Origin of the sequence: Tenacibaculum sp. MEBiC06402 (assembly GCF_049239625.1) — a bacterium.
Taxonomy (GTDB): domain Bacteria; phylum Bacteroidota; class Bacteroidia; order Flavobacteriales; family Flavobacteriaceae; genus Polaribacter.
The window spans coordinates 1-26,659 of sequence record NZ_JBMKKT010000100.1; the positions used below are offsets into that span (position 1 = coordinate 1).

Sequence of the window (26,659 nt, forward strand, 5' to 3'; positions counted from 1 at the left end):
CAGGATGGAGTGGAGATGCTAGTGGAACAACAAATCCGTTAAATATTACTATGGACGCCGATAAAACTGTTACTGCCAACTTCAGCCCGATTCAAAGAACGTTAACTGTTAATGCAGCCAATGGGTCAGTAACAGCAAGTCCAAATCCAGTTAATGGAACTTATGATGACGGAACTGTAGTTACTTTAACCGCTGTACCAGATTCTGGTTACCAATTTGATAGTTGGAGTGGAGATGCTACGGGAAATACCACTCAAATTACAGTAACAATGGATGGAGATAAAACAGTTACCGCGTCATTTTCTGTTACTTTAGGTATCAATGATGAGAAATTTAAAGTGCCATTCAAATTATATCCAAATCCAGTTGAAGATATTATTCATATTGAATCAAAAGAGATTGTTGAAAAGATTAAAATTTACAATGTCCTTGGTAAAGAAGTAGTTTCTAGTACAATGTCAAACGAATCTATAAATGTATCTAGTCTATCAAAAGGATTGTATTTTATGATTATTGAAACAACTTCTGGTAAAGGTGTTCGTAGATTTATTAAAAAATAAAGATAAATGAAGAAGAGTAAAGATAATTACCGGTTTGAAATGACCTTAATAGTTATGTATGGACTCATTTTTTACCTAATAGCTTTGCTATAAATCAAGTAAAGGCCTTTCAAATAAGTTTGAAAGGCTTTTTTTTAACTCAAAAAGTAGGGTAAAAGATAGGGATAACTGTTTTATGCGGTGGAGAGGATAATTTTCTCAAATCTATTGTGGATTATTTATTTAAAATAACTCTTGCCGTTATCAATGTAGTGATAATTGTAAGGTTTATTTCATAAAAGCAACAAATGACTAAGAGTAAAGATAATTATAGGTTTGAAATAACATTGGGGATAATGTATAGTTTCATTTTCTTAATCATCATTTTTTTATAATTAAAAAGAAAGCCCTTCAATCGAATTGAAGAGCTCTTTAATTATGTGAAAATCCCGAGTGGATTAACGTGGGAATGCCCTTAAAGTTAATATTTTCAAATGTTAAGAAAATATTAAAAAGGGAATAGAGGGAGTTAAATTTTACGGTTTTTCATTGAGTAATGAGAGATTAAATATTTAAAATGAAGGTTTTAAAGGAGTTAACATCAGGAGTGAAAGTGTAAATAATTTGCGAGTTAACGAGATTGACCGTTTTTTTGATGTAACAAAATTCGAGTTAATGTAGTTTTAAGTATTTGTTTCATACGTTTAACCTAATCGTACTATCTTCTTTAACACTTAATATTAGTAAGTTGAAATTAAATGAAATATATTTGTCGGCTTAAAGTAAACGTTATTAAATGAAGTTTTTAATTAAAATTAGCTTTTTGGTTTTAGCTGCGATTGGGGTACAGGCGCAAGAAACCTTACCAATATACCAAGATTATTTATCGGATAATGTTTACTTAATTCATCCTGCTGCTGCCGGAATTGGAGATTGTGGAAAAATTCGTTTAACGGCAAGAACGCAGTGGTTAGGTGTGGATAATGCTCCTGAACTTCAAACGCTAAGTTTTCATGCTAAGTTAAATGCTGATTCTAAAGCGGCATACGGAGCTGTTTTTTTTAATGATAAAAATGGTTTTCATTCTCAGCAAGCCTTTCAAGCTACCTATGCTTATCATCTAGAAATGGATAGAGGTAATGTTTTTAATCAATTATCGTTTGGTTTATCATTATCTGGAGTGCAAAATCAAGTAGATCAAACCACATTTGCTGGTGATCCTACAGTAAGGCAGTTAATTGAAAGTGAACTTTATGTAAATGCAGATTTTGGCTTGGGTTATCACTATAAAGGGTTATCAAGTTATTTAACAATTAAAAACATCTTTTTAACAGCAAAAGATAATTTAAGAAATGAGTTTGATGCCTTAAACTTAAGAAACTATATTTTGGGAGCTGGATATTTTTTTGGGGATGAAACGCGACTTCAATATGAACCTTCTTTTATGTTCCAGTTTAAAGAGCAAACTCAAGAGAAAATCTTAGATCTTAATGTAAAGGTTTACAAGAACTTTAAGAAAACGAAACTATGGTTAGCGGCTTCTTTTAGAAGTTCTTTTGGTGGTAATACCTTCGGTAACTCTCAATATATTTCACCTATTTTCGGTGTTAATTTTAACCGATTTATGGTTTCTTATACTTACACCAAACAATTTGGAGATATATTATTCTCTGATGCAGGATTTCACCAAATATCCTTAGGTTTAAATGTGTTATGTAGAAAGAAAAGATTAGCAGCTTGTCCAAATATCAATGGACAGTTGTTTTAAAAGTCTTTTTCATTAATTATTACCTCTGGATAATCAAGTAAAATTTGCTCTAGAATTTGCTTTTCTTTATTGATATAGAAAATGTTTTCTTTTTTATAAGTAGACGTATTCAATAAACTCTGCTTGGTTAAAACGTTTTTTGTTTGTCGAGCAACTGCTTCACCAGAATCAATAATTTGTAGATTTTCACCAACTATTTCCTTTATTTTTGGAATTAAATATGGGTAATGAGTACATCCAAGAACTAAACAATCTACATTTTCCTTCAACATTGGTTCTAAGTATTTTAGTAGTAGTTGATGCATCTCGTTAGAGTTAATTTGATTATTTTCAATTAGTTCAACCAAACCTTCTCCGATTTGTTCTATAATTTGAACTTCCTGATTAATCTTAGATGAAGTTTTTTCAAACAAGGAACTATTTAAAGTTCCTTTGGTAGCTAGAATACCAATTTTTTTTGATTTTGTTAAAATAGAAGCTGGTTTTATGGCAGGTTCTATACCAATAAAAGGAATGGGATAATGTTGTCTTAAATAATGTATTGCATTTGTCGTTGCTGTATTACAAGCTACTACTATCAGTTTACAATTATGTTGAATTAGAAATTCGGTATTCTTTATGGATAAGTTTAGAATCTCCTGTCGAGATTTTTGTCCATACGGAGCATTCTTGCTGTCTGATAGATATATGGTCTGTTCATTTGGCAAGAGAGAATGAATTTCTTTCCAAATAGAAGTTCCCCCAATACCAGAATCAAAAATTCCTATAGGCTGTTTTGCTGATGCATTCATTATTATTACAAAAATAAAAATCCTGCCTTTTAAGAGCAGGATTTTTAAAAATATTATTTTCTATGTTCTTAGAAACCTAATTTAGCTTTTACAGCAGCAAAAATATCATCTCCTTTTTCGTAAACGATTAACCCTTTACCTGGAGAAGCATCCATTACATAAACAAAACCTTTCTCAGCAGCCACAGCCTTAATAGCATCTTCAGCTTTCTTTAAAATAGGTAAAGTTTTTTCTTGGTATCTTTTCGCCATTTCTTGGTTCATAGTTTGCTCAGCTTGAGCAATTTTTTGACGGTCTAATTGAACTTCTTGAGCTCTTTTTACATTTACCTCTTGTGTTTGAGTTTTACCTTCAGCTTCGTACTTTTTTACTTTCGCTTCAAGTTTCTTAAACATTCCTTCAATATCGTTTCTATATGTAGTTCTTAATTTTTCAAGCTCAGCCTTCAATGCTTTAGTTTCTGGCATTTCAGCTAATAATTTGTCGGTATTAATGTGTGCAATTTTTTGAGCATTTGCCACACCACCTAATCCTATCGTAAAAATCGCAACTAATAATAACGTCTTTAAATGTTTCATGTTTGTTATAATTTTAATTTTATGTTCTTTTTTCTTGTTATTTACCTGTTTTTTGGTCACTATCTTCTATTTTCTTTTCCTCAGCTTTTTTCTTAGCCTCTTCTTTAGCCTTTTTAAGAGCGTCCTTTTTTTCTTTTAATAATCTTCTCTTTTCTTCTCGAGCTTTTAAACGCGCTTGTCTTTTCTCTTCAATTTCTTTTAACTTAGCTTCTCTCTCTGATAATTTCTTTTGCTTTAATGCTGCTTTTTTAGCTTCTCTTTGCTTTGCCTCTTCAGAGAGTTCGTTATTGCTTAATAACTTCTTTTTCTCAGCGATTTTATCAAGCTTATCCTGTTTTTTCTGGTCGATATTTATCAGCTTTAAAACAGTCGCGCTAATATCGTGTTTTTTATTAGAATACAGCATTATTAATTCGCTTGATTTATCAAAAACGAAATCGTATTTTTTTCTGGCAGCAATCGTTTGAACAGCATTGTAAACTTGATCTTGAATAGGCTGAATTAACTTTTTTCTGAGAATGTACATATCACCGTCTGTACCGAAGTATAAAGATTCCAATCTTCTTAAAGCTTCTTGCTTCACAGAAATATCTTCTTCACGCTCTTCTATTAGCTCAGGAGTTAGTATAGCCTTTTCATTTGCTAAATCAGTTTTTAATACTTCAATAGCTCTAGCTTCTCTGTCTAGATTTGCCCTCCACTTCGCAACTTTATCATTCAAAGCATTTTGAGCTTCTATGTATTGTGGAATATTTTGTAAAATATAATCCATATCAATATAAGCTATCCTTTGATTTTTTTGCGCAGTAGTACTGCATACAATAAGTAAAAGAACGAATGTTAAAATGTTTTTTTTCATCTTTATAATGTGTTTAGAAAAAACCGTGCCAAAAAGCAATACACATCACAAATGTAAGTTTTTAGAACTGTCTTCCAATAATAAAATGAGTTTGCCACCCTGATTTTTCTGTGAATCCTGGTAAAGGATCAAATCCGTGGGCAAAATCAATACCTAATAATCCGAATGCTGGCATAAATATACGAACACCTAGTCCAGCAGATCGCTTCAATTCAAACGGATTAAAAGTACTAAAATTGTCATAAGCATTACCTGCTTCTAAAAATCCTAGTGTATATATGGATGCAGATGGTTTATCTGTGATTGAATAACGTAATTCTAATTGGAATTTATTGTAAATAGACCCTCCTTCAATAGATGAAATTCTATTATTGGCGTAACCTCTTAAACCTACAATCTCTCGTCCATCTAATTGTCCTTGTGCAATTCCATCACCACCAACAAAATATCTTTCAACGGGAGTTAAACCAAGATCATTATTATAAGTTCCTAAGTAACCTAATTCAAAATTAGACATTAATACTAACTTGTTTGCTAATGCTGTATACCATTTACCCTTAGCAGATAACTTATAATATTCTAACCATTTATATCTGTCCGCTAAGAAAGCTTGTCGCTCGTCATTTGTTAAGTTATCAGGCTCAGTTAAATCTTTTCCGTTTACAAGAGAGTAAGGGAAAGTGGCTTTTGCTCTTAAAGAGAATTCTGAACCATAAGTTGGGAAAATTAAACTAGGTCCTGCTGAATTTCGTGTTAGAGCAACTGTGTAAGAAAGGTTATTTAAATCACCATTATTTAAAATAGCGTTGGAGTTACCAACACGGTAAGGGAAACTCTCTAGACCAATTCTTTGATAACTTATGTTTTGTGAAAGTGTAAAGAAATCATCTGGCCATTGTAATCTTTTTGCTAAACCTACTGATGCTCCAAAGATTCCTAAGCTTTGACTTCTATCTACAGTGTTTGTTCTAAAATCAAAACGATATTGATTAGAGAAATACACAGAGAATGATAAAGACTGCGGCTTTTTACCACCTAACCAAGGCTCTGTAAAAGATAAACTATAGGTATTATTTGTTCTACTTGCTTGTAATCGTAAAGATAAACTTTGACCGTCTCCCATCGGAAGAGGAGTGTATGCGTCTTTGTTGAAAATATTTCTTACAGAGAAATTGTTGAATGATAAACCAAGAGTTCCTATGAAAGAACCTCCCCCAAATCCTCCTTGTAATTCGATTTGGCTTCCTCCTTTTTCTACAACAGAAAACTCGATATCAGCAGTTTTATTTTGATAATCAGGTTTTACATCAGGAACAACATTTGTGTCAAAGAAACCTAATTGCCCAATTTCACGAATCGAACGTATAATATTTTGTCTACTAAATAAATCACCTGGTTTTACTCTTAATTCTCTGTAAATTACATGATCATTAGTTTTATCGTTTCCTACTACCGTTACTTTACGAATAGTTGCAGGCTCATCTTCACGGATACGAATTTCTACAGTAATAGAATCATTTTTTACTTTGGTTTCTACTGCATTTACAGATGAGAATAAGTAACCGTTATTGTGGTACAACGTCTGAATATCTTGTGAATCAGGAGTTCCATCACCTGAGATACGCTCTTTTAGAACTTTTCCATTATACACATCACCTTTTTCAATTCTTAAGAATTGATTTAAAAAGTCGTCCGTGTACTTTTTGTTTCCAACAAATAGAATATCTCCAAAACGGTATTGTCTACCTTCTTCTAATTCGATTTCTATATTGATCGTGTTATCTTCGTTCCAAGTTAATTGATTATCTAAGATTCTTGCATCTCTAAAACCTAACTCACTGTAGCGTTCAAGGATACTTTCTAAATCTTCTTTAAAGTCATCTTCAATATATTTAGAAGACTTCCAAAAACGACCTAGAAATTTTCTCTTGGTGTTCGACATTAACCCTCTTAATTTACCTTCAGATAAAGCCTTGTTTCCAACAAAATCAATATTTTTAATTTTAATACGATCTCCTTTGTCAATATGAATGTACATATTTACGGTATTCGTATCGGTGGTATCTTTTTTCGTTGTTAGAGAAACTTTCGTTTTTAAGAATCCTTTGTCGGTGTATTTTTTCGTTATATAGTTTCTAGTAGTAACAATTAAGTTATCTGTTACTTGAACACCTCTTTTTAATTCAGTTTCTTTAATTAACTCCTTAGATTTCGATTTACTTACTCCAGTAATCTGAGTGTTGTTTAATTTAGGAAGTTCAACAACATCGAATTGTAAGTACACTGTAGTTCCTTCAATTTTCGACAAATAAACATCAACGGCACTAAACTGCTTACTTTCGTATAGCTTTTTAATGGCACTTGTTAATTTATCCCCAGGGAGTTTTATTGGTTGTCCTTCAACTAATCCAGTATAAACTTTTACTGTAGATTCAGTAAATTTTTGAAGACCGGTAACCGTAAAACCTCCTAAAATATATTCTTTCCCTTTTTCGTAATTTATTTTACTCGTTACATTAGTATTAGGACTTATACTGTCTTTTGGTGTTTCTTGAGCTCTAGAAATCGCAGTCACTGCGAAAAATATTACTACTAAAAATAACTTATTATACATCTGTATCAATCTGTTCACTTGTCTTTCCAAATCTACGTTCTCTGTTTTGATAGTTTATTACTGCGTCAAAAAGATCTTCTTTTCTAAAGTCTGGCCATAATACCTCCGTAAAATACAGTTCTGCATAGGCCATTTGCCACAATAAAAAATTGCTGATTCTTTGTTCCCCACTTGTTCGAATCATTAAATCAACGTCGGGCAAATTAAATGTATATAAATGATTATTTATAATTTTTTCATCAATTTTTTTAACGTCAATTTCGTTATTAACAACTTTTTTAGATATGTTTTTGATAGCATTAACAATTTCTTCTCTGCTTCCATAACTTAAAGCAAATGTTAGTGTTATGGTAGTGTTGTTGCGAGTTTCATGAATAACTTCTTGAAGGACTTTTTGAGCTCTTTTAGGTAGGTTTTCTATAGCTCCAATGCTATTTACTTTTATTCCATTTTTATGAAAATCTGGAAGTTCTTTTTTCAATGAATTAATTAATAAGCTCATTAGAGCATCTACTTCTAATTTGGGTCTATTCCAATTTTCAGTAGAAAAAGCATAAAGAGTAATGAATTTAGCACCGATATCAGCAGCACCCTCAACGGATTGTCTTACTGCAGTTAAGGCATTCCTGTGTCCAAAAACACGTTGCATTCCTTGCTTTTTGGCCCATCTACCATTACCATCCATGATAATAGCAATATGATTTGGAACATTGTTTAAGTTTATACTTTGTAGTTTTTCATTCATAAATCATTCAGTATCAGCATAACAGGCCGGTCTTCCGAAAGTGTATACTATTGAAAATCCGGTAAAAGTATAAAAATCATTCCCATTACCTCCAAAATTAAGTGAGGTAATTTTATCCGTTGTGTAATCAAGATTGTCTTTGAAAGTAAGACGCACAGCTGATTCAAAAGCAAAAGCTAGATGGTCGGAAATTCTTCCTTTTATTCCAATACCTAGAGGAATAGAAAGAGAAAAATCACTTGTAAATTGAACGTTACCCCCAACAACAGACTCTGGAACGTTGTAATTGAAAGCTCCAATTTGCGCTAAAATATAAGGGGTAAAAGTATGTCCTAATGAACGAACATTATATTCGAAGAAATTAAATTCTAAACCTGCAGCAATCTCGTTAATGGTATTGTTGAAACTAAAATTTCTTTGTTCGCGAAAAAGATTATCAGAATCATTATCGTCTCCGCTTATAGGAAGAGCTGTGTAATTACCTCTAATCGCTATTCTCGGGTTTAAATTATACTTATAAACAAGTCCTCCTGCTATTTTATTTGGGAAGACATAATTAGTTCTTCCAATATCTCCTATAAAGTTAGATCCTCCTAAGAAAATACCAACCTCATGGATTTGAGAGTACGAACTAGTAGTTAAAATTGTAAATAATATTAATATAAACCTCCTCATTGTAAGAAATAGCGTGCAAATATATGGAATTGAATTTGCTTTAAAAAGTTAATAATCTGTCTTTTTGATTAACTTTCTTTTTAAAGAATTATTGTAACGATTTATGGTTTTAAGAAGAAGCTTGATTTCGGATGTCTTCTCCCCATAATAATTTTTCTCGCAATGTTTTTAAATACGATTGTTCTTTTAGAAGAATTGTCTTAATGGTAAAAGGAGCTTTTTCTATAAAAACCTTGGTTTCTTGCGGTACTGTGGTTATTCTTGAGTCTAATGATATTAGAAAATCTTTTTCTCGAGCGCTTATTTCAAGTTGAATAGTTGTTTCCTCTGGAATTACTATCGGTCTTGCATTTAAATTATGTGGAGCAATTGGAGTTATAATTAAACTAGTTGAGTTGGGTAAAATTACAGGACCATTACAACTTAAAGAGTAACCTGTTGAACCAGTCGGCGTCGCGATAATTAATCCATCAGCCCAATAGTTAGTCAAATACTCTTCGTTTAAATAGGTTTTAACACCAATCATAGAAGTAGTGTTTCTTCTTGCAATTGTGATTTCGTTTAGTGCAAAGTTTAAATCCGAAAAAGCATTAGTTTCAGGATTTGTTTTTAATTGCAATAATGTTCGTTCTTGAACTGTGTATTCACCTTTTACAAGAAGTTCAATAGCTTCTTTTATCTCTTGTTTTTGAACGGTAGCCAAAAATCCTAATCTACCAGAATTAATTCCCAAGATAGGAATGTTTAAATCTCTAATGTAGGTAACAGCTCTTAAAATTGTACCGTCTCCACCTACAGAAAATAAAACATCAAAAGAATCTGAAAGATCATCAAAATTACCAAAAACAGGATATTTTTTCTTTAATAAATTATGATTTGAAAGAAGATTGTAAAAGTCTTTTTCAATAAATATAACAGTGTTGTGTTCTTCTAAAATTTCAATTAAGGTTTTTATTTCCTCTTGGCTTGATACAGAATAAGATTGCGCGTATATGGCTACTTTTTTCAATGTTTTCTGTTTTTTAATTTACATATTACATGTCAAGATATTTCTTGAAGTAATTAGCTCTGTCTTTTAATTCTTCTAAATACATGTCGTCTTCTAGCTGAGAAATAACATTGTAATCGTATCGTCTAAAAGTTTGAATAATTTCATTCATTTCTTCAGATGATATTTTTAGAGTAACTTCAATATCATCAACTGTTTCTCGAGAAACATATAATCCTAATAGTTTAGCTTTATTACTCTCTACAATTTGAGAGATTTGACTCATAGAAAAATCAGCTTTCGATTTTGCAACTATTAGTGTTGCATTATCATTATGCATAAAGGGACTATCAGCGAATAAATCCAAAATGTCTCTTAAATCATAATATCCAACATAATTTTGTTTTTCATCTAAAACTGGAATGATATTACAATCGTTTTCAGCAAAAAGAGAAATTAATTCGAGTAATGAAGATTTTTTGTTTGCATGAAAATGTTGAATTAAATGAAGGTATTCGTTTAATTCTGCATGTTCTTTTTCTATGGTTTGAATATCATCTTCAGCAAAACAACCAATCAATTTATTGTCTTTAACAATAGGAATATGTGTAATCGGAAAATGTTCGCAGATATTAAGTGCATTACTCACAGAACTTTCCGGAGTGAGTGCTTTAATTTCCTTTAAAATGTAGTCGTTAATATTCATAAATACGAACGTAAATATTCATTGATACGAATATAGTTTAAAAAGTTTTAATAGGTTATTTTTGTAATCTTAAAATATAATGATGACAAAATTAAGTGTAAATATTAATAAAATAGCTACGCTAAGAAATTCTAGAGGAGGAAATGTGCCCAATTTATTGCAAGTAGCAAAAGATATTCAAAGCTTTGGAGCTGATGGAATTACAATCCACCCGAGACCAGATGAACGCCATATACGTTATCAAGATGCATACGATTTAAAACCTGTTGTTACTACAGAGTATAATATAGAAGGTAATCCGATACAAAAATTTACGGATTTAGTTTTAGCTATAAAACCAACGCAAGTTACGTTGGTTCCTGATGGAGAAGAAGTGCTTACTTCAAATGCAGGTTGGGATACTGTAAAGCATCAATCTTATTTGAAAGAAGTGGTTTCCGAATTTAAGGAAGCCGGAATTAGAACTTCTATTTTTATAGAAACCGATTTAAAATTAATTGAAGCAGCAGCTAAGACAGGAGTTGACAGAATTGAACTGTATACAGAAGATTTTGCTAGAGAATATGAAAAAGGAAATAGGGAAGCTGTAAAGCCTTACACGGAAGCTGCAATTTTAGCTCATAAATTAGGCTTAGGTATTAATGCTGGTCATGATTTAAATTTGGAGAATATCGAATTCTTTAAAAATAATATTCCTAACCTGGCTGAAGTGTCTATCGGTCATGCGTTAATTTCTGAAAGTATTTATTTAGGAATTGAAAATGTAATTAACATGTACTTACATCGACTTCAATAATTATGGAGAGTATTTTACATTCTAGAATAGTAGGAGAGGGAAAGCCGTTTTTAATTTTACATGGTTTTTTTGGAATGGGTGATAATTGGAAAAGCTTAGCAAATAAGTTTGCTGAAGAACAATTAGAAGTTCATCTTATTGATCAGCGTAATCATGGGAGAAGTTTTCATTCAGAAGCATTTTCTTACGAGTTATTGGTGGAAGACCTTTACAGATACATCAAGCATCATGAATTGAAAAAGGTGTATTTGTTAGGGCATTCAATGGGAGGAAAAACAGCCATGTTGTTCTCTACAAAGTATCCTGAATTAATAGATAAATTAATTGTTGCTGATATCGCTCCAAAAGAATATCCTCCACATCATCAAGATATAATTAGAGCTCTAAATTCAATTGATTTTAAAATACATAAAACTCGAAAATTAATTGATGAGAAATTGTCTGAGTTAATTCCTCAAGTAGGTGTGCGTCAGTTTATACTTAAAAATACTTATTGGGTAGAAAAAGGACAGTTAGGTTTTCGTTTTAATTTAGAAGCACTTACAGATAATTACAGTGAGGTTGTTAAAGGCTTGTCTGCTGAATTAACGTATGACGGAGATACTTTGTTTTTGAGAGGAGGGAAATCACAGTACATACTTGATGAAGATGCTTATTTGCTGAGTTCACATTTTCCTAATTACAGTTTAGAGACTGTCCCAAATGCAGGTCATTGGTTACATGCTGAAAATCCACAATACTTTTTTAATTCAGTAATGAGTTTTCTAAAATAAAAAGCATCTTGTACTAAGACAAGATGCTTTCAAAATCAGGGAATGCCGAGAATCTATCCTCTTCTATCTTCTCTTCTTTCTCTTCTATCTTCTCGAATTTCTTTTTTATCCTCTATAATTTCCCTCTTAGTTTCTATAATATCTGCTTCCATTGTTTGAGCAAACTCCTTTAATAACTTTGAGTTTGTCATAAGTTTATTTTTTCCTGGAGCTTTTTTAGCTAAAAAGTTATACGCTTTTATGGCTTTCATAATTTCTTTTTGACGATCTGTTCTTTTGATTTGTCTTTTTAAATCGCGAACATCATCTTTTTTGTCTCTTCTGTCATCTCTTCTATCTCTTCTATCGTCTCTTTGGGCTCTTCTATTACCAAATGAAGAATGATTTCTTGCTTCTCTTCGTGATCTTCCAAGTTCTCTTTTACTTCGTTGAAGTTCTTTTTGATCTTGTCTGATTTTTCGTTTACTTTCCCTTATTTCACGCTTCATGTCAGCTAAAATATCAGCTTTTAAAACTTTCACAAGTTTTGTGTCGTGTGCTATAAACGCTTCTTCAAAAGCATTAATTTTCGTATTAAAACTTTTTAGTTGAGCAATGTCTCTGTTTAATTGCTCATGATTAATAAACATGTCTTTGTTATTGTCGAAAGCTTCTTTGGTATTACCTAAGTTTTGTCCATGGATTGGGCTAATTGACAACGTTAGGGTAGCGATAAAAAGTGTTTTAAATATCTTCATAATCTCATTGTTTTTATCTAAGACATCAAAACCCGAGAAAGGTTTAAAAGGAAAAAGAAAAACCAGCACTTTTGTGCTGGTTTTTAAAATATATCTTAAGAAAAATTATATTATCTAATTATCTTTTTTTTGATCTTCTAACTCTGCTAATATTTTTTTCTGATATCTACCCTGAACAATATCGGTAACAACTAAAACTGCAATAACAAAATAGAAAGTTGTTTTACTCATTGGCTCAATAGGGTTTCCAAATAACTTAATGTGTGCTAAATGACCACCTTCAGTAACCAACATTATTCCTACAACTAGTAAAATAAATAAACCAAGTACTTCATACATTCTGTTTTTAGCTAAAAAAGCTGAAATTCTATCCGCCAGAAATAACATTAGTAAACCACTAATAACAATTGCAATAGCCATAACAATAAATGCTGTTGTAGAACTTTCAATTTCACTTGTTAGTCCAATCGCTGCTAAGATAGAGTCAAAAGAAAATACTAGGTTCATTATTACTATGCTTATAATTGCTGCATTTGCCGATTTTTTTCCTTTGCCACCATCTTCGACATCGTGGTCTAGATTTTTTATAGAAATCATATGCCAGATTTCTTTAATGGCAGTGTATATAATAAATCCACCTCCAGCTAACACAATTAAACTATGTCCGTTAAAAGCGAATTTGACAACGTTATCAACTCCTCCAGTTAACCAAGAAAAAGGTTCTTGAAAGAAATCAATAATCGAAACCAAAACAAATAATAATACAATACGTAAAGCGATTGCTATTAAAATCCCAGTTTTACGAACACGTTTTTGTTCTGCTGCAGGAGCTTTTTTAGATTCTAAAGAAATATAAAGTAAGTTATCAAAACCTAGTACAGCCTGCAACATCACAAGCATTAAAAGTGTAAAAATGATTCCAACCATTGGTGAATATATTTAATTTTTTGTGCGCAAATTTAGATGAAATAAAATAAAGTATCAAAGTAATTTATTTCAGACATTTTGTTTGAAAATTATGACTAAAACAAATAATTAATTCTTATTTCCATTTGATTTAATTAAAGCTGAATTATACTAAAGCTTTACTAATTCAAAGGTTTAGGTTAAATTTTCATGAAGCTCATTGTGTGTCATTAAAATTAATCCAATACTCTTTTGTTCTAGTCTTTGTAAATGAGAAGTTGCCATTTCTAAATTGTTCATAATCTGGTTAAATTCACCAGTTTCAAATATGTTTCCAACACCTCTTTCAAACTTTCCATTATCTATAATTGCTTCTTTAAATTCTTGTGCATCATCGATGTTAGACATAGGAATAAATTCAATTTCATCTATTTTATTAATTGATGTGTTTAAATCTACTACCAAATCTTTAACACGAGTGCTGAATGATATTACCTGACTTTGTTCTAATTCACTATCCTCTTGAAGTTTTTGAAGTTGTTCTAAAATGTAATTCTTTGTGTTTAAAATAGTTTTAAATATTTCAATAATAGTATTATGTTGTTTGTAAATTTTAATCAACTCATTTTCTTTTCCTTGCGTTCTTGCTATGGCCAAATGAGTTGCGCAAAATTGTGTGTCCCATTCCTTAAAACTTTCATTGAATAATTTTTCACGTTCATCAAATAATAGTTGATAGCCTTGTTGAATGTTTTTTTTCTTAAAATTTTGACCGTTAAATTCAAATGTAAGGTCTTTTGTTTCTCCATTAGCTACAGCGACAGCTTTATGCATTAAATCCTCTATGTTCTTGACAGGAAGCATTAACTCTTTTAGAGATTCTTTTAGATTTGATATAGTTGCTTTGTTGATATTAGTTAAAGCTTGTGAAGCTGCCAATAACTCATTTTCTTTATCAATAAATAAAAATCTATTTAAGAAAGTGTTATCATATTCTTCAAGTAATTCTTTTCCTTGAGTTTCTTGTTTTATAAAATTTTCAAACACTTCAATGTTCGAGAACTCTTCAGGTTTCTTTTGTAAGTAGGTTTCATAAATGAGAGAACTCATTTGCTGCTGTAGTTCATCTTTTCTGTTGAAAAGAATCCATGGAGTTCTAGTATCTTCATTACAAGATATAAAGGGAGTCTTTGCATTATTCTCTCTTAAATTATTCGGTGGATGACTAGCATACATTCCAACTTTAGAATTTTCCGATGAAGAAAAATATATTTTGTATCCATCTTTATCAGAATTCAATTGGTCTAGTTTGCTGGTTTGAAGTTTAGTGTTTTTATCGTGCGCAATTTTATTATGTGTGTAGAGGTTTTCTGCATACACTTTCTTTTTCGCTGCTAAATAAGCATGATTCACAGTAGAATTCCACGTTTCAAACCCATCATCTAACTTCCAAAGAGCAGAAACAATTGCTTGACTTCCACTGGTACTAACCGCCACTTTGTCTGCATTAAACTCCATTTCTCTCGAGAGAGAAGAATACATAATGTTAAGAAATTGATAGAAAAGAGATAATATTTGACGTATTATCCAAATGATTGGGGTTATTACCCACGCAGCTGCCGAAAGTCGAATATCAGAAGCTCTCCACTGATCTAAAACATCATCCCATTTATCGCGCTCAAAAATCATATTATGAATAATCGTATTGGCAGAATTAATATAACTACCTATTTTCATTGCGCGTTGTGCAAAGTGACCGAATTCATGAGTTATTACAGCTTTAAATTCAGAAAGATTTAAACTGTCTACTAATCCTAAACCAATTGTTAATTCTTTTTTTATGGGTAAGAACAAACTTAACCACATATTACTATAAGAAACGTAAGCATTAACATCAGGGTCCACATAGATATTTTTAGGTTTTGGAGCACCAGTTTCTTCACAGATTTTATCTACAAAAGCCCATAGATTTTTATGTTCTTGTTTGTTTAATTTAATTCTGTTAGTAGGCTTATGATTTTTTAATTTAAAGATAAATTTGAGTGTAAACACAAATAACATAATACTACCACCAATGGCACCAATTTTTAATAAAATAGTAATTTTATTCACAGAACCCATGTCGTACGTGAAAGCATATTTTACCAAATAACCAAGTGAAACTACTAAACCAACATAGAGAATAAAAAATAAGAGTATCGCAACAACAGCTAATGATGCTCTTAACTTATACGAAGAAGGAAGTTGTGTGAAATTTTTAGAAATGTTTTCAGGACTTTTTGGATAAAAGTCTAAAGCTTGAGTATTCATTTTAACAATTTTTGGTAAACATAATAAAAAGTGAAAAACTGACAAAACTTCCTGTTTACTAGTTTGGTACAGTTATAGTACATTAGAGAATAAAAAAATAGAGGATGAAATTTATAGTGAAATTATTACTAACTGCATTTGCAGTATTGGTATTGTCGAATTTATTAAGCGGAATAGTAGTTGAGAATTATGTTACGGCTGTTATTATCGCATTTGTTATTGCTGTGTTGAACATGTTTGTCCGTCCAATTCTTGTGATACTAACATTGCCAGTTACTATTTTAACCTTAGGATTGTTTCTATTTGTTATTAACGCAATCATTATTTTAATAGCAGGAAATTTAGTGTCTGGTTTTTACGTAAATGGATTTCTCACGGCACTTGTATTTAGTATTTTGCTATCAATATTTAGGTCGTTTTTATTTGGATTGATCAAAGAAGAAAAAAAGAATCAGTAAGTTTTATATAAGTATCTTTATTTCAATTGTATAAAATGCTTGTTAGACTAATTTAAAAATAGTAATTTTGCACCCAATTTTTTAAGAAGATAATAGTCAAATGAATATTACAAAAGAAAACGTAGACGCATTAAATGCCATTGTGAAGGTTGATATTGTTGCTGAAGATTATAAAGACAAAGTAACAGAGGTTTTAAATGATTACCGTAAAAAAGCAAATATTCCTGGATTTAGAAAAGGAAATGTTCCTATGGGAATGGTAAGAAAGCAATATGGTAAAGCAGTAATGATTGATGAAGTAAATAAGCTTTTACAAGAGAATTTAAATAAGTTCTTGGTAGAGGAGAAATTAGATATCTTAGGAAATCCGTTACCAGTTGTAAAAGATGATTTTTCTTGGGATACTGATAAGTTTTCTTTTGAGTTTGAATTGGGATTAGCTCCTGAATTTGACGTTGATTTAAAAGGTAAGAACAAGATTACAGAATACAAAATTGTTGCTACTGACGAATTAATCGATAAAGAAGTAGAAAACATTCAAAACCGTTACGGAAAGTTAATCACTTTAGAAGAAGGTGAAGAGCACGCAAATGTAACTGGTACTTTTGTAAACGAAGAAAAAGAGATTAACAAAAAGTCTACTTTCTTAGTAAACGATTTGAAAGGTAAGAAGAACGAAAAGAAATTTATCGGAGCGAAAGTTGGAGATGTTATTGAATTAGATACAAAGAAACTTTTCGAAGAGGAAACAAAATTAGCTCAAGCTTTAGGTGTTACTAAAGAAGTTGCTGAGGAGTTAGATGTAAAAGTAACTTTTACAATTGAGGAAATTAGCAAAACTGAACCAGCTGATTTAGATCAAGAATTATTTGGAAAGATTTTCCCTGACGGAAGCGTTACGACTGTAACTGAGTTAAAGGAAAAAATCAAGCAAGATGCAGAAGGACAGTTCCAACAGCAAGCTGATCAACAATTATTAAACGCAGTAACTGAGCATTTCATTGAAAGTACTGAGTTTGACTTACCAGCTGAATTCTTACAAAAGTGGTTACAAACTGCTGGAGAAAAAGAATTATCTGAAGATGAAGCTAAAGAAGAGTATACTAAATCTGAGAAAGGATTACGTTACCAATTAATCGAAGGAAAGATTATGAAGGATAACGATATCAAATTAGAGTACGCTGAGTTATTAGATTATACAAAAGGATTTATTAAAGCTCAAATGGCTCAATTTGGTAACATGAATCCAGAGGAAGAGGAGTTAAACAACATCGCTGGTAGAGTTTTATCTAACCAAGACGAGGCGCAACGTTTACAATCTCAATTAATTTCTCAGAAATTATTGACTTTTTTTAAAGAAAACATGAAGTTCAAGAGTAAAGAAGTAAGCTACGAAGATTTTATCAAAGAAGTTTATAAATAATCTTTACAATAATTGATATTGAAAAAGCCGATGCATTTGCATCGGCTTTTTTTATGTTGTAATAAAGTACTATTCATAAATTATATCAAATCGATAAACAGGATCTTCATTTTCAAATTCAAATATTTTAGAATAATCCATCACATTATGTATTCCTTCTAACTCACATAAATATCCTACGACAGCATTTAAACCATTAAAAAGAATGTCCTTATCTGTACTGTTTTTAGGTTTCGGATTATAATGACAAAGCGGAACTACAAATCCGCAAGCTTCCAAAAAAGTTTTTTCAATTTGAAGTAATTCCAAAGGAGTATAACCATTAAAACGTCTTCCCAATCTTTGATGAACTTTTCCAACATAACTCAATTCCGTTGATCCATGCTCATCAGATAAATGTTTCCAACTATCATGATTGTCCAAAATATTTCCAACTGCACAAGCGAAACAACATTCAGGATTTAGTTGGTTATTATGAAAAGCGTTGTAAAGTTTAATCAGGGCTTGTTCTAAACGTTTGGGTGTCTTCATATCTTCATCATTTATCACTTTAAATATACAAAATAATGGTTGTACCTTTGCGGAAATTAAGTTAAATGACAACTTTCGAAGAATTAGATTTATCGAACCCATTAAGAAATGCAATTCTTGATTTAGGTTTCGAACATCCAACACCAATTCAAGAACAAGCTTTTCCAATTGTAAGATCAGGAAAAGATATTGTTGGTATAGCACAAACAGGTACAGGTAAAACTTTTGCATACGTGTTGCCTATTTTACGTGATTTAAAATTTTCAAAACAGCTTAACCCGAGAGTGCTTATTTTGGTTCCAACGCGTGAATTGGTTTTACAGGTTGTAGATGAAATCGAAAAATTGTCAAAATACATGACCTTACGTGTACTTGGAGTATATGGAGGTGTAAACTTAAATCGTCATAAACAAGCTGTGGCCGAAGGATGTGATGTTATTGTGGCAACTCCAGGTAGATTATATGATTTAGCTTTAAGTAGAGTTTTAAAAATGAAATCTATTCAAAAGTTAGTGATTGATGAAGTTGATGTGATGTTGGATTTAGGTTTCAGGTTTCAGCTTTTAAATATTTTTGATTTACTACCAGATAGAAGACAAAATATTATGTTTTCTGCTACAATGACGGAAGATGTAGAGGCGCTAATTGATGATTTCTTTATTGCTCCTAAAAAGATTGCTATTGCTGTGAGTGGAACGCCATTGTATAATATTGAACAAACCTGTTACAATGTTCCCAATTTTTACACAAAAATGAATCTTTTAAATTTCTTATTGTTTGATAAAAGTGAGTTTGAAAAAGTATTGATTTTTGCTCCGAACAAAAGAAATGCAGATCGTATTTTTAATTTATTGGAAGAAGAATTTCCGGGTCAAAACTGTGTAATTCATTCTAATAAAACTCAGAATTACCGTATAAAATCTATTGAGAATTTTAACGAAGGGAAACATAGAATACTAATTGCTACCGACGTTATTGCCCGTGGATTAGATTTACAGGAAATTTCACATGTTATTAATTTCAATCCTACACATTATCCTGAAAACTACATGCACCGTATTGGTAGAACAGGTAGGGCAGAGCACAAAGGAAAATCAATCCTTTTAGCAACAGATAAAGAGCAAGAAGCTAAGAAGCGAATTGAAGAGTTAATGAATTATGAAATCCCATTACTTAAAATTCCTGAGCCTGTTGAAATTTCGAAGCAATTAACAGAAGAAGAACGTCCTAAAGAAGATCAAGCTCAATCAAAAAATAGAACTTCGCAAGAGTATGTTCCAGGACCTGCTTTTCATGAAAAGAAGGAAAAGAATAAAAAGGTAAACCTTGGAGGAAGTTACAGAAGAGAGATTGCAAAAAAATACAAGAAACCGAAAACAAAAGGAGATAAAAATTACAATAAACGCAATAAAAAGAGAAAATGAGAATCCTTACAGAGCAAGAGCTACACAATTTAGCTATGAATATTGTTGGTAAGAAGTTGCAAGAAATGGGGTATGAGTTTGTGGCCATTAATAGTGAATTGAAAAAGCATCCGCAGTTTGTACTTTTTAAAAAAGGAGAACCAACAATATTTGTTTTGGTAAAAGCTTCAAATAACCTTCAAAATCCAAATCAATACGATACTGTTTGGATGGAAACGTTTAAAGAACATGCACAAAAACAAGGGGCAAAAGTCTGGTTTGCAGGTGTTGGACTAGCAAATGCTGAAAGTATAGATTTGCCAGTTTTAAAGGATCAACCCTACTATATAGCTTTTGAAAACTTCTTAAAATTAACTAATTAGCAACTTTTTCCATGTAATCTATGTGAATTTAGCAGCCAATTATGAAGTTTTTTATGCTTTTGATACAAAAAGGGGGAAAATCCTGTGGAAATCAGCTAATTGTGTCGTATATTTGTATTGGGATTATTTTAAATTATTAACATCATGGGGAAATTATTACTTAAAAGGGTTAATAGTTTTTTTAGAAGTTTATTTACAACTTTAGCTGAATTCGGAAGCGGAGCAAGCTACGCGATTAGACACTAAGAAATAAAAAACTATTAAACAGAATACACCTACTATTAGTAAAATAGTAGGTGTTTTTTTTGTTTCTTAGTACAATGAAAGAATTACTTTCTAAAATATATACTTGTAAGTTGTGCGAGCAATTTATTGAACCGAGACCTGTTGTTAAGGCTTCAAACTCGTCTAAAATTATAATTATCGGTCAGGCACCTGGAACAAAAGTTCATGCTTCTGGAATTCCTTGGGATGACGCCAGTGGAAGACAACTAAGAAAATGGTTGGCTGTTTCAGACGAACAATTTTACAATATAGATTTATTCGGGATAATCCCAATGGGATTTTGTTATCCAGGAAGAGGGAAATCAGGAGATTTGCCACCAAGGAAAGAATGTGCTCCTAAATGGCACCAATTATTATTTGATGAACTAGAAAAAGTAGAACTGATATTGTTAATCGGTCAATATGCGCAAAAATATTATTTGAAAGAAAAGGCTAAACGAACGCTTACGGAAACGGTAGGTCATTATGAAGATTATCTTCCGAAGTATTTTACATTACCACATCCTTTACCAAGAAATAGATTTTGGTTATCTAAAAATCCATGGTTTGAAAAACATGTAATTCCAGAATTGCAAAAGAGAGTAAGTTATGTAATACAATAAAAATAAAAAAGGCTTAAGCTTTTTAACTTAAACCTTGTTTTATAAGTTGTTGGAATTTATTTTCTGTTGTCGGTTGACGTATCTATGATGTCTTTATCAGATTTTATCATTCTAGTTTCATCAAATTTTTCATCTATCTTAAAATCATAAATAACATGATCTCCATATTGATCTTTTAAATCTAGACTATTTGTTGTCATGAGCATAGGGAATTTTAATCCTTTCACATCACCTGTATAATTATTAATTCTTAATACAGGCCCAAAAAAGGTTTTGTTTTTCGCTAGTTTCAAAATATCTAAAAGTGGTCCATATCCAACAGTGTATTCATATCCATTTAGTAAGTAAGATTTACTATCGATATATAATGTATAGCTGTCTTTAACTGATTTTCCTACAGTCGGAGCTTTTGAGAAACTCATTTTGATTTTATACACTTCATTTTTAAACGCTTGATGTTTAATTTTCTCTACATCGCCAAGTTTAACATTACTATCTTGAGTTAACCAAGGTAAGTTTACGTAGTAATAATACACCGAATGTTGATGGTTTGGAGGATTTCCAACTCGCCAATCTGTAGTCCATACTTTTTGACCATCATAAGATAATTTTGAACCAACTATAGGCCAATCTTGATACGATCTTCTTGATTGCATATCTATGGTTTGAGACTTAATCCAAAACCTTAAAAAACCTAAAGATTTGCTATGCATTGCAGAAGTAAAAGTGAGAGTTTTTAAGTCTTTCCATTTTTTCATTCCGCCGTGAGCGGTTATCATTTTTTCAATTACCTCTTTTGTTTCTGAGGAAGCATATTGAGGTTGTGCATATAATATTTTTGCACAGAAGAAAGTTAGGCATGTTAAATAGAATATTTTTTTCATTGTCAGATATTTTAAAATTCACTTCAAAACTATCTCTAAACAAGTTCTGTTAAAAGAAAGATGTTGTGACTGACAAATAATGTTTTTAATGACAATGTAGAATTGGGATGGAAGTTAAATTATTCTGTACTTTTAACTTATGCAAATTATTAGGAGAAAAGAATTACCAATTCAAAAGAAGTATGTCTATGTAGTAGCAGCTATAATCAGTCTATTGATATTACTTCAAGCAAGTATAAATAAAGGAGGGAAGTTTATGGTAATTCTTGGAGATGCTGTTTATTATTTTTCCAATTACTTTGTTTGGGCTTTTTTAATTGAATATATCAATGGTTTTTATGAAAGATTAAGTCTTACAAATATTAAAAAGCGTTTACTGACTTTCTTTCTCGAACTATCTGTATTAGTATTCATTCATTTAATATGTACGAATTTAATTTTTTATGGGTATAAAATTCTAGTTAATGGTCAAACTATACAAGAAGCTTTAAATAGTTTTAGGCCGTACATTGTAAAATCTTTTTTTAGTAGGTTTTTTGAATTCATAATTATAATCGCTCTATTAAGGTTTTTAGACACTTATAAGGCTGTTCAATCACAAAAACTTCGAGTATTATCATTAGAAAAGGATTTAAATCAAACGCAATTGCTGGCATTACAATCTCAATTAAATCCTCACTTTTTATTTAATTCTTTACATACTTTAAACACGCTTATAGGTTATGATGATGATAAAGCAAGGTCAATGCTTATAAAACTAACACATCTTTTACGGAAGATTTTAAAAAATAACGATACACCAAATATTACATTTAAAGAAGAATTAGAATATTTTAAAAACTACTTGGAAATTGAAGAAGAAAGATTTAATGATCGATTAAAGGTTATATATGATATAGACATAAATACCTATGATATAAAAGTTCCCACTTTATTTCTTCAGCCATTAATAGAAAATGCATTTAAACACGGTGTGTCATTAGTTGATGGTCATTCAGAAATTCACTTAGAAGCGAAGTTAAAAGGAGAGGAATTATTTATTTGTTTAAAAAATACAATACCAGAAGAGGAGTTTGTCCAAGTAGAATATTCCAATAAAATAGGATTAAAAAACCTAGAAGAAAGGTTGAGTGTTTTTTTTGGTAATGACTTTGAATTTAAAACCTCTAGTGAAAAAGGTAAATACATAGTAACGTTAATAATAAAAAATATAAAGTAAATGGTTATTTCAGTATTAATAGTTGATGACGAACCACATGCTAGGAGATATTTACGTGACTTATTAAAGAAAGATGATCAAGTAGGTTTAATACACGAATGTAAGAACGGGAAAGAGGTAGTTGAGGTATTAAAACATACTGAACCAGATATTATTTTTTTAGATATTAACATGCCAGCGATGAATGGAATAGAGGTAGCTGCCAAATTAAATGATATTTCATCTTTAATTATCTTTTCCACTGCTTATGATCAATATGCGTTAAAAGCATTTGAACTAAAAGCGTTTGATTATCTTTTAAAACCTTATGATGAAAACCGGTTTAATGATGTGTTATCTAGTGCAAAACATACGATTGAAATAGGAAAACAAGCCGATTTTGCTAAGAAGTTTTCTAGTTTGTATAATGAATATAACCAGACACTAACTCCACACTTAACTGAGTTTGAAGTAAAAGAAAAAGGATATGTAAAAAAAGTCAAAACACAAGAAATAGTATATATCGAAGCCAGCTCAGTTTATGTAATATTGCATGTTAATAATTCAAAAATACTTTATAGAGTTTCTTTGAATTTATTAGAACAACAACTACCTCCAAACTTTATAAGAGTTCATCGCTCTTTTATTATTAATAAAGATTATGTTAAGGATTGTAAGTATTTAAATAACAATACCTTTATGCTGAAACTCTCATCTGGAGATGTTTTGATTTCTAGCAGAAAATATAAACATGAGATTGCAGAGAAAATAGCAAACCCTGATTTATAGCTGTTTAATGTGCTTCAAGCCAATTTGTACCCATACCAATTTCTACATCTAAAGGAACAGAAAGTTTAAATGCATTTTCCATTTCTTCTTTAATAATTGGTTTAATAGTTTCTAATTCATCGTTATGAGCGTCAAAAACTAATTCATCATGTACTTGCAATAACATTTTCGATTTGAACTGTTCTTTCTCAAATCGTTTATGAATATTAATCATTGCTAGTTTTATAACGTCAGCAGCACTACCTTGAATTGGTGCATTTACCGCATTTCGTTCTGCAGCTCCTCTAACAATTGCATTTCTTGAGTTAATATCTTTTAAATAACGTTTTCTTCCTAAAATCGTTTCAACATAACCGTTCTCTCTAGCAAAATCAATTTGTTTTGCGATAAAGTTCTTTAGTTTTGGATATGTTTTGTAATACGTGTCAATTAATTCTTTAGCTTCTGATCTATTCAAGTTAGTTTGATTACTTAAACCAAAAGCAGATACACCATATATAATTCCGAAGTTTACGGTTTTAGCATTACTACGTTGTTCGCGAGTAACTTCATCTAAAGCTACATTGAAAACCTTGGCTGCTGTAGAAGCATGAATATCTTCCCCGTCTTGAAAAGCTTTAATCATGGTTTCTTCATCACTTAAAGCAGCAATAATTCGTAATTCAATTTGTGAATAATCCGCTGCTAATAATGTGTAATTTTCATCTCTTGGAATGAAAGCTTTCCTAACTTCCTGTCCTCGAATAGTCCTAATAGGAATATTTTGCAGGTTTGGATTATTTGAACTTAGACGTCCAGTTGCAGCTACAGCCTGTGCATAAACGGTATGAATACGATTCGTTTTTGGATTTAATTCATTTGGTAAAGCATCTACATAAGTACTAAGTAGTTTTTTGCATTGGCGATATTCTAAAATATCAGCAACAATTTGATGCTCTTTTAACGAGGATAATACATCTTCTGCAGTAGAATATTGTCCTGTTTTAGTTTTCTTAGGTTTGTCAACAAGCTTAAGTTTTTCAAATAAAATTGGTCCCAATTGTTTTGGAGAAGCAATATTGAATTCTTCACCAGCTTGTTCATAAATCTTTTTTTCTAATGATGTGATTTCTGAGGATAATTCTTTAGAAAATTTACCTAAGAAGACTGTGTTTAAATTGATTCCCTCAATTTCCATAGCTGTTAGTACAGAAACTAATGGAGTTTCTACTTTTTCAAATAACTCAGTTAAATTACTCGAAGCTAACTCTTTTTCGAAATGATATTTTAATTGAAGCGTAACATCAGCATCTTCAACAGCATATTCAGTTTGCTTATCTAAATCAACAGTCCTCATAGAAAGTTGGTTCTTTCCTTTTTTACCGATTAATTCAGTAATTGGAACGGGTTGATAGTTCAAGTATGTCTCAGAAAGAATATCCATATTATGACGCATATCTGGATTAATCAAATAATGAGCAATCATCGTATCAAATAACTTTCCTTTAACGGGCATATTATAGTTAGATAATACTTTAATATCGTACTTTATGTTATGTCCTACTTTCTCAATATTCTGAGATTCAAAGAAAGGTCTAAATGTTTCTAATATCTGTTTAGTTTCATTTTGGTCTTCTGGAAAAGCAACATAATATCCTTTACCAATTTCCCATGAAAAAGCAATTCCTATAAGTTCTACTTCTAAAGCTTTTAATCCCGTAGTTTCGGTATCAAAACAAACAGATTTCTGCAAAAGTAACTTGTCTAAAAGAAGCTTTCTTGCTACAGGTGTGTTTACTAACTGGTAAAAATGATTTGTATTTTGAATAGTTTTAAAACCGTTTATACTTTCAGTGGTTTTGTTTCCAGAACCTGGTGTACTAAATAAATCAAACTGACCAGAAGTTTCTTTTTGTTTAGAACTTTGTTGTTTTGTTTCGCTTAGTTCTTCTGATGAAAATGTTTTTACAAAGTTATCGGTTAACCTTCTAAACTCTAATTCAGAAAAAATAGCTTTTGTTTTTTCAATATCAGGTTGTTCAAAAATGAGTTTATCTTGTTCTAATTCAACAGGAACATCTAACATTATAGTAGCAAGTTTTTTCGAAAGTAATCCTAACTCTTGATTTGCTTCTACTTTTTCTTTCATTTTACCTTTTAGTTCATGAATGTTTTCAAACAAACCTTCCATAGAACCGTAAGCAGCAATAAACTTTTTAGCAGTTTTTTCTCCAACTCCAGGTAAACCAGGAATGTTGTCTACAGAATCTCCCATCATTCCTAGAAAGTCAATTACTTGCTCTGGACGTTCTACTTCAAATTTTTTCTGAACTTCTTCAACTCCCCATTTTTCATATCCATTTCCCATTCTAGGAGGGCGATACATGAATATGCTATCAGAAACTAGTTGCGCATAATCTTTATCAGGTGTTACCATATAGGTTTCTAAACCTTCTTTTTCTGCTTTCTTTGCTAATGTTCCAATAATATCATCAGCTTCATATCCTTCCTTAACAATTGCAGGAATATTCATTGCTTCCAAAATCTTTTCGATATAAGGAACAGCTATTTTAATAGCTTCAGGAGTTTCTTGTCTGTTTGCCTTATATTCCGGAAAAACATCAACTCTATCTACACTACCACCTTTATCAAAACAAACAGCTAAATAATCAGGTTTTTCTTTTTTTATAACATCTAACAAAGAATTAGTGAAACCAAGGATGGCCGAAGTATCCATTCCTTTAGAGTTAATTCTTGGGTTTTTGATGAATGCATAATATCCTCTAAATATTAACGCATAAGCATCTAATAAAAAAAGTCTTTTTTTGGTAGTCATATTTTTGTCTGAATTGAAGAATGTAAAACTACAAAATAATACTGCCGTTCGAAAAAAAATAGTCAAGATTGAAACAATCTTCTGTAAATTACGACAGATAATA

25 protein-coding genes are annotated in these 26,659 nt (G+C 31.0%); 11 read left to right on the forward strand and 14 right to left on the reverse strand.

Features of this window, described 5'->3' with window-relative positions:
• Together ACOSP6_RS12515 and ACOSP6_RS12520 are read left to right on the forward strand one after the other, a co-directional pair.
• The coding region (locus ACOSP6_RS12515; protein ID WP_422095728.1) for an InlB B-repeat-containing protein at positions 1-560 on the forward strand (560 nt) is incomplete at its 5' end.
• A 775-nt stretch (positions 561-1,335) separates the two neighbouring features.
• Positions 1,336-2,307, forward strand: a complete 972-nt coding sequence (locus ACOSP6_RS12520) for a type IX secretion system membrane protein PorP/SprF (protein WP_422094249.1) — start codon at positions 1,336-1,338, stop codon at positions 2,305-2,307.
• On the opposite strand, the gene murI is transcribed toward ACOSP6_RS12520, so the two are convergent.
• The 8 genes from murI to ACOSP6_RS12560 form a co-directional block, all read right to left on the reverse strand.
• On the reverse strand, positions 2,304-3,098 hold the full coding sequence (murI, locus tag ACOSP6_RS12525; RefSeq protein ID WP_422094250.1) for a glutamate racemase: 795 nt from the start codon (positions 3,096-3,098) through the stop codon (positions 2,304-2,306). The genes ACOSP6_RS12520 and murI overlap by 4 nt on opposite strands.
• Positions 3,099-3,166: 68 nt before the next feature.
• Positions 3,167-3,676 carry an OmpH family outer membrane protein gene (locus tag ACOSP6_RS12530; RefSeq protein WP_422094251.1) on the reverse strand — a complete coding sequence of 170 codons (510 nt, stop codon included), beginning with the start codon at positions 3,674-3,676 and terminating at the stop codon, positions 3,167-3,169.
• 37 nt (positions 3,677-3,713) lie between these two features.
• Positions 3,714-4,535, reverse strand: coding sequence for an OmpH family outer membrane protein (locus ACOSP6_RS12535; protein WP_422094252.1), 822 nt, complete (start codon positions 4,533-4,535; stop codon positions 3,714-3,716).
• A 61-nt stretch (positions 4,536-4,596) separates the two neighbouring features.
• Complete coding sequence (bamA, locus tag ACOSP6_RS12540) at positions 4,597-7,149, reverse strand: outer membrane protein assembly factor BamA (RefSeq protein ID WP_422094253.1); 2,553 nt, start codon at positions 7,147-7,149, stop codon at positions 4,597-4,599.
• Positions 7,142-7,894 carry an isoprenyl transferase gene (locus ACOSP6_RS12545; protein ID WP_422094254.1) on the reverse strand — a complete coding sequence of 251 codons (753 nt, stop codon included), beginning with the start codon at positions 7,892-7,894 and terminating at the stop codon, positions 7,142-7,144. The genes bamA and ACOSP6_RS12545 overlap by 8 nt, the downstream gene beginning before the upstream one ends.
• A 3-nt stretch (positions 7,895-7,897) precedes the next feature.
• Positions 7,898-8,569: a DUF6089 family protein gene (locus ACOSP6_RS12550; RefSeq protein WP_422094255.1), complete on the reverse strand. Its 672-nt coding sequence runs from the start codon at positions 8,567-8,569 to the stop codon at positions 7,898-7,900.
• Positions 8,570-8,678: 109 nt separating this feature from the next.
• On the reverse strand, positions 8,679-9,578 hold the full coding sequence (locus tag ACOSP6_RS12555; RefSeq protein ID WP_422094256.1) for an NAD kinase: 900 nt from the start codon (positions 9,576-9,578) through the stop codon (positions 8,679-8,681).
• Between the two features lie 25 nt (positions 9,579-9,603).
• On the reverse strand, positions 9,604-10,263 hold the full coding sequence (locus ACOSP6_RS12560) for a CBS domain-containing protein (RefSeq protein ID WP_422094257.1): 660 nt from the start codon (positions 10,261-10,263) through the stop codon (positions 9,604-9,606).
• Between the two features lie 82 nt (positions 10,264-10,345).
• On the opposite strand from ACOSP6_RS12560, the gene ACOSP6_RS12565 reads away from it, so the two are divergent.
• Positions 10,346-11,059 (forward strand): pyridoxine 5'-phosphate synthase, encoded by a 714-nt coding sequence (locus ACOSP6_RS12565; RefSeq protein WP_422094489.1) that lies wholly within the window; start codon positions 10,346-10,348, stop codon positions 11,057-11,059.
• A 2-nt stretch (positions 11,060-11,061) separates the two neighbouring features.
• Entirely contained in the window at positions 11,062-11,832 is a 771-nt protein-coding gene (locus ACOSP6_RS12570; protein ID WP_422094258.1) for an alpha/beta fold hydrolase, read from the forward strand.
• Between the two features lie 53 nt (positions 11,833-11,885).
• On the opposite strand, the gene ACOSP6_RS12575 is transcribed toward ACOSP6_RS12570, so the two are convergent.
• The 3 genes from ACOSP6_RS12575 to ACOSP6_RS12585 form a co-directional block, all read right to left on the reverse strand.
• A complete protein-coding gene (locus ACOSP6_RS12575) occupies positions 11,886-12,569 on the reverse strand; it encodes a hypothetical protein (protein ID WP_422094259.1) in 684 nt (227 codons plus the stop codon).
• 114 nt (positions 12,570-12,683) lie between these two features.
• A complete protein-coding gene (locus tag ACOSP6_RS12580; RefSeq protein ID WP_422094260.1) occupies positions 12,684-13,496 on the reverse strand; it encodes a TerC family protein in 813 nt (270 codons plus the stop codon).
• A 174-nt stretch (positions 13,497-13,670) separates the two neighbouring features.
• Entirely contained in the window at positions 13,671-15,785 is a 2,115-nt protein-coding gene (locus ACOSP6_RS12585; RefSeq protein ID WP_422094261.1) for a M48 family metallopeptidase, read from the reverse strand.
• 104 nt (positions 15,786-15,889) lie between these two features.
• Between ACOSP6_RS12585 and ACOSP6_RS12590 the strand changes: the two genes are divergently transcribed.
• Both ACOSP6_RS12590 and tig read left to right on the forward strand, forming a co-directional pair.
• Positions 15,890-16,243 carry a phage holin family protein gene (locus ACOSP6_RS12590; RefSeq protein WP_422094262.1) on the forward strand — a complete coding sequence of 118 codons (354 nt, stop codon included), beginning with the start codon at positions 15,890-15,892 and terminating at the stop codon, positions 16,241-16,243.
• Positions 16,244-16,343: 100 nt separating this feature from the next.
• Positions 16,344-17,666, forward strand: a complete 1,323-nt coding sequence (gene tig, locus ACOSP6_RS12595; RefSeq protein ID WP_422094263.1) for a trigger factor — start codon at positions 16,344-16,346, stop codon at positions 17,664-17,666.
• A gap of 69 nt (positions 17,667-17,735) precedes the next feature.
• Here tig and ACOSP6_RS12600 read toward each other — a convergent pair whose 3' ends face one another.
• Positions 17,736-18,197 carry a Na(+)-translocating NADH-quinone reductase subunit F gene (locus ACOSP6_RS12600; protein ID WP_422094264.1) on the reverse strand — a complete coding sequence of 154 codons (462 nt, stop codon included), beginning with the start codon at positions 18,195-18,197 and terminating at the stop codon, positions 17,736-17,738.
• 65 nt (positions 18,198-18,262) lie between these two features.
• On the opposite strand from ACOSP6_RS12600, the gene ACOSP6_RS12605 reads away from it, so the two are divergent.
• The 3 genes from ACOSP6_RS12605 to ACOSP6_RS12615 all read left to right on the forward strand — a co-directional run bounded on the left by ACOSP6_RS12605 (position 18,263) and on the right by ACOSP6_RS12615 (position 20,870).
• Positions 18,263-19,621 (forward strand): DEAD/DEAH box helicase, encoded by a 1,359-nt coding sequence (locus tag ACOSP6_RS12605; protein ID WP_422094265.1) that lies wholly within the window; start codon positions 18,263-18,265, stop codon positions 19,619-19,621.
• Positions 19,618-19,983: a Na(+)-translocating NADH-quinone reductase subunit F gene (locus tag ACOSP6_RS12610; RefSeq protein ID WP_422094266.1), complete on the forward strand. Its 366-nt coding sequence runs from the start codon at positions 19,618-19,620 to the stop codon at positions 19,981-19,983. Before ACOSP6_RS12605 ends, ACOSP6_RS12610 begins: the two co-directional genes overlap by 4 nt.
• Before the next feature lie 320 nt (positions 19,984-20,303).
• Positions 20,304-20,870, forward strand: coding sequence for a uracil-DNA glycosylase family protein (locus ACOSP6_RS12615; protein ID WP_422094267.1), 567 nt, complete (start codon positions 20,304-20,306; stop codon positions 20,868-20,870).
• Positions 20,871-20,926: 56 nt separating this feature from the next.
• Here ACOSP6_RS12615 and ACOSP6_RS12620 read toward each other — a convergent pair whose 3' ends face one another.
• The gene (locus tag ACOSP6_RS12620; RefSeq protein ID WP_422094268.1) at positions 20,927-21,754 is read right to left on the reverse strand and encodes a DUF6503 family protein; all 828 of its coding nucleotides are present in this window, start codon (positions 21,752-21,754) and stop codon (positions 20,927-20,929) included.
• Between the two features lie 139 nt (positions 21,755-21,893).
• Between ACOSP6_RS12620 and ACOSP6_RS12625 the strand changes: the two genes are divergently transcribed.
• Positions 21,894-22,973: a sensor histidine kinase gene (locus ACOSP6_RS12625; protein WP_422094269.1), complete on the forward strand. Its 1,080-nt coding sequence runs from the start codon at positions 21,894-21,896 to the stop codon at positions 22,971-22,973.
• The gene (locus ACOSP6_RS12630; protein ID WP_422094270.1) at positions 22,974-23,741 is read left to right on the forward strand and encodes a LytR/AlgR family response regulator transcription factor; all 768 of its coding nucleotides are present in this window, start codon (positions 22,974-22,976) and stop codon (positions 23,739-23,741) included.
• 4 nt (positions 23,742-23,745) lie between these two features.
• On the opposite strand, the gene polA is transcribed toward ACOSP6_RS12630, so the two are convergent.
• Positions 23,746-26,556, reverse strand: a complete 2,811-nt coding sequence (gene polA / locus ACOSP6_RS12635) for a DNA polymerase I (RefSeq protein ID WP_422094271.1) — start codon at positions 26,554-26,556, stop codon at positions 23,746-23,748.
• Positions 26,557-26,659 lie beyond the last annotated feature (103 nt).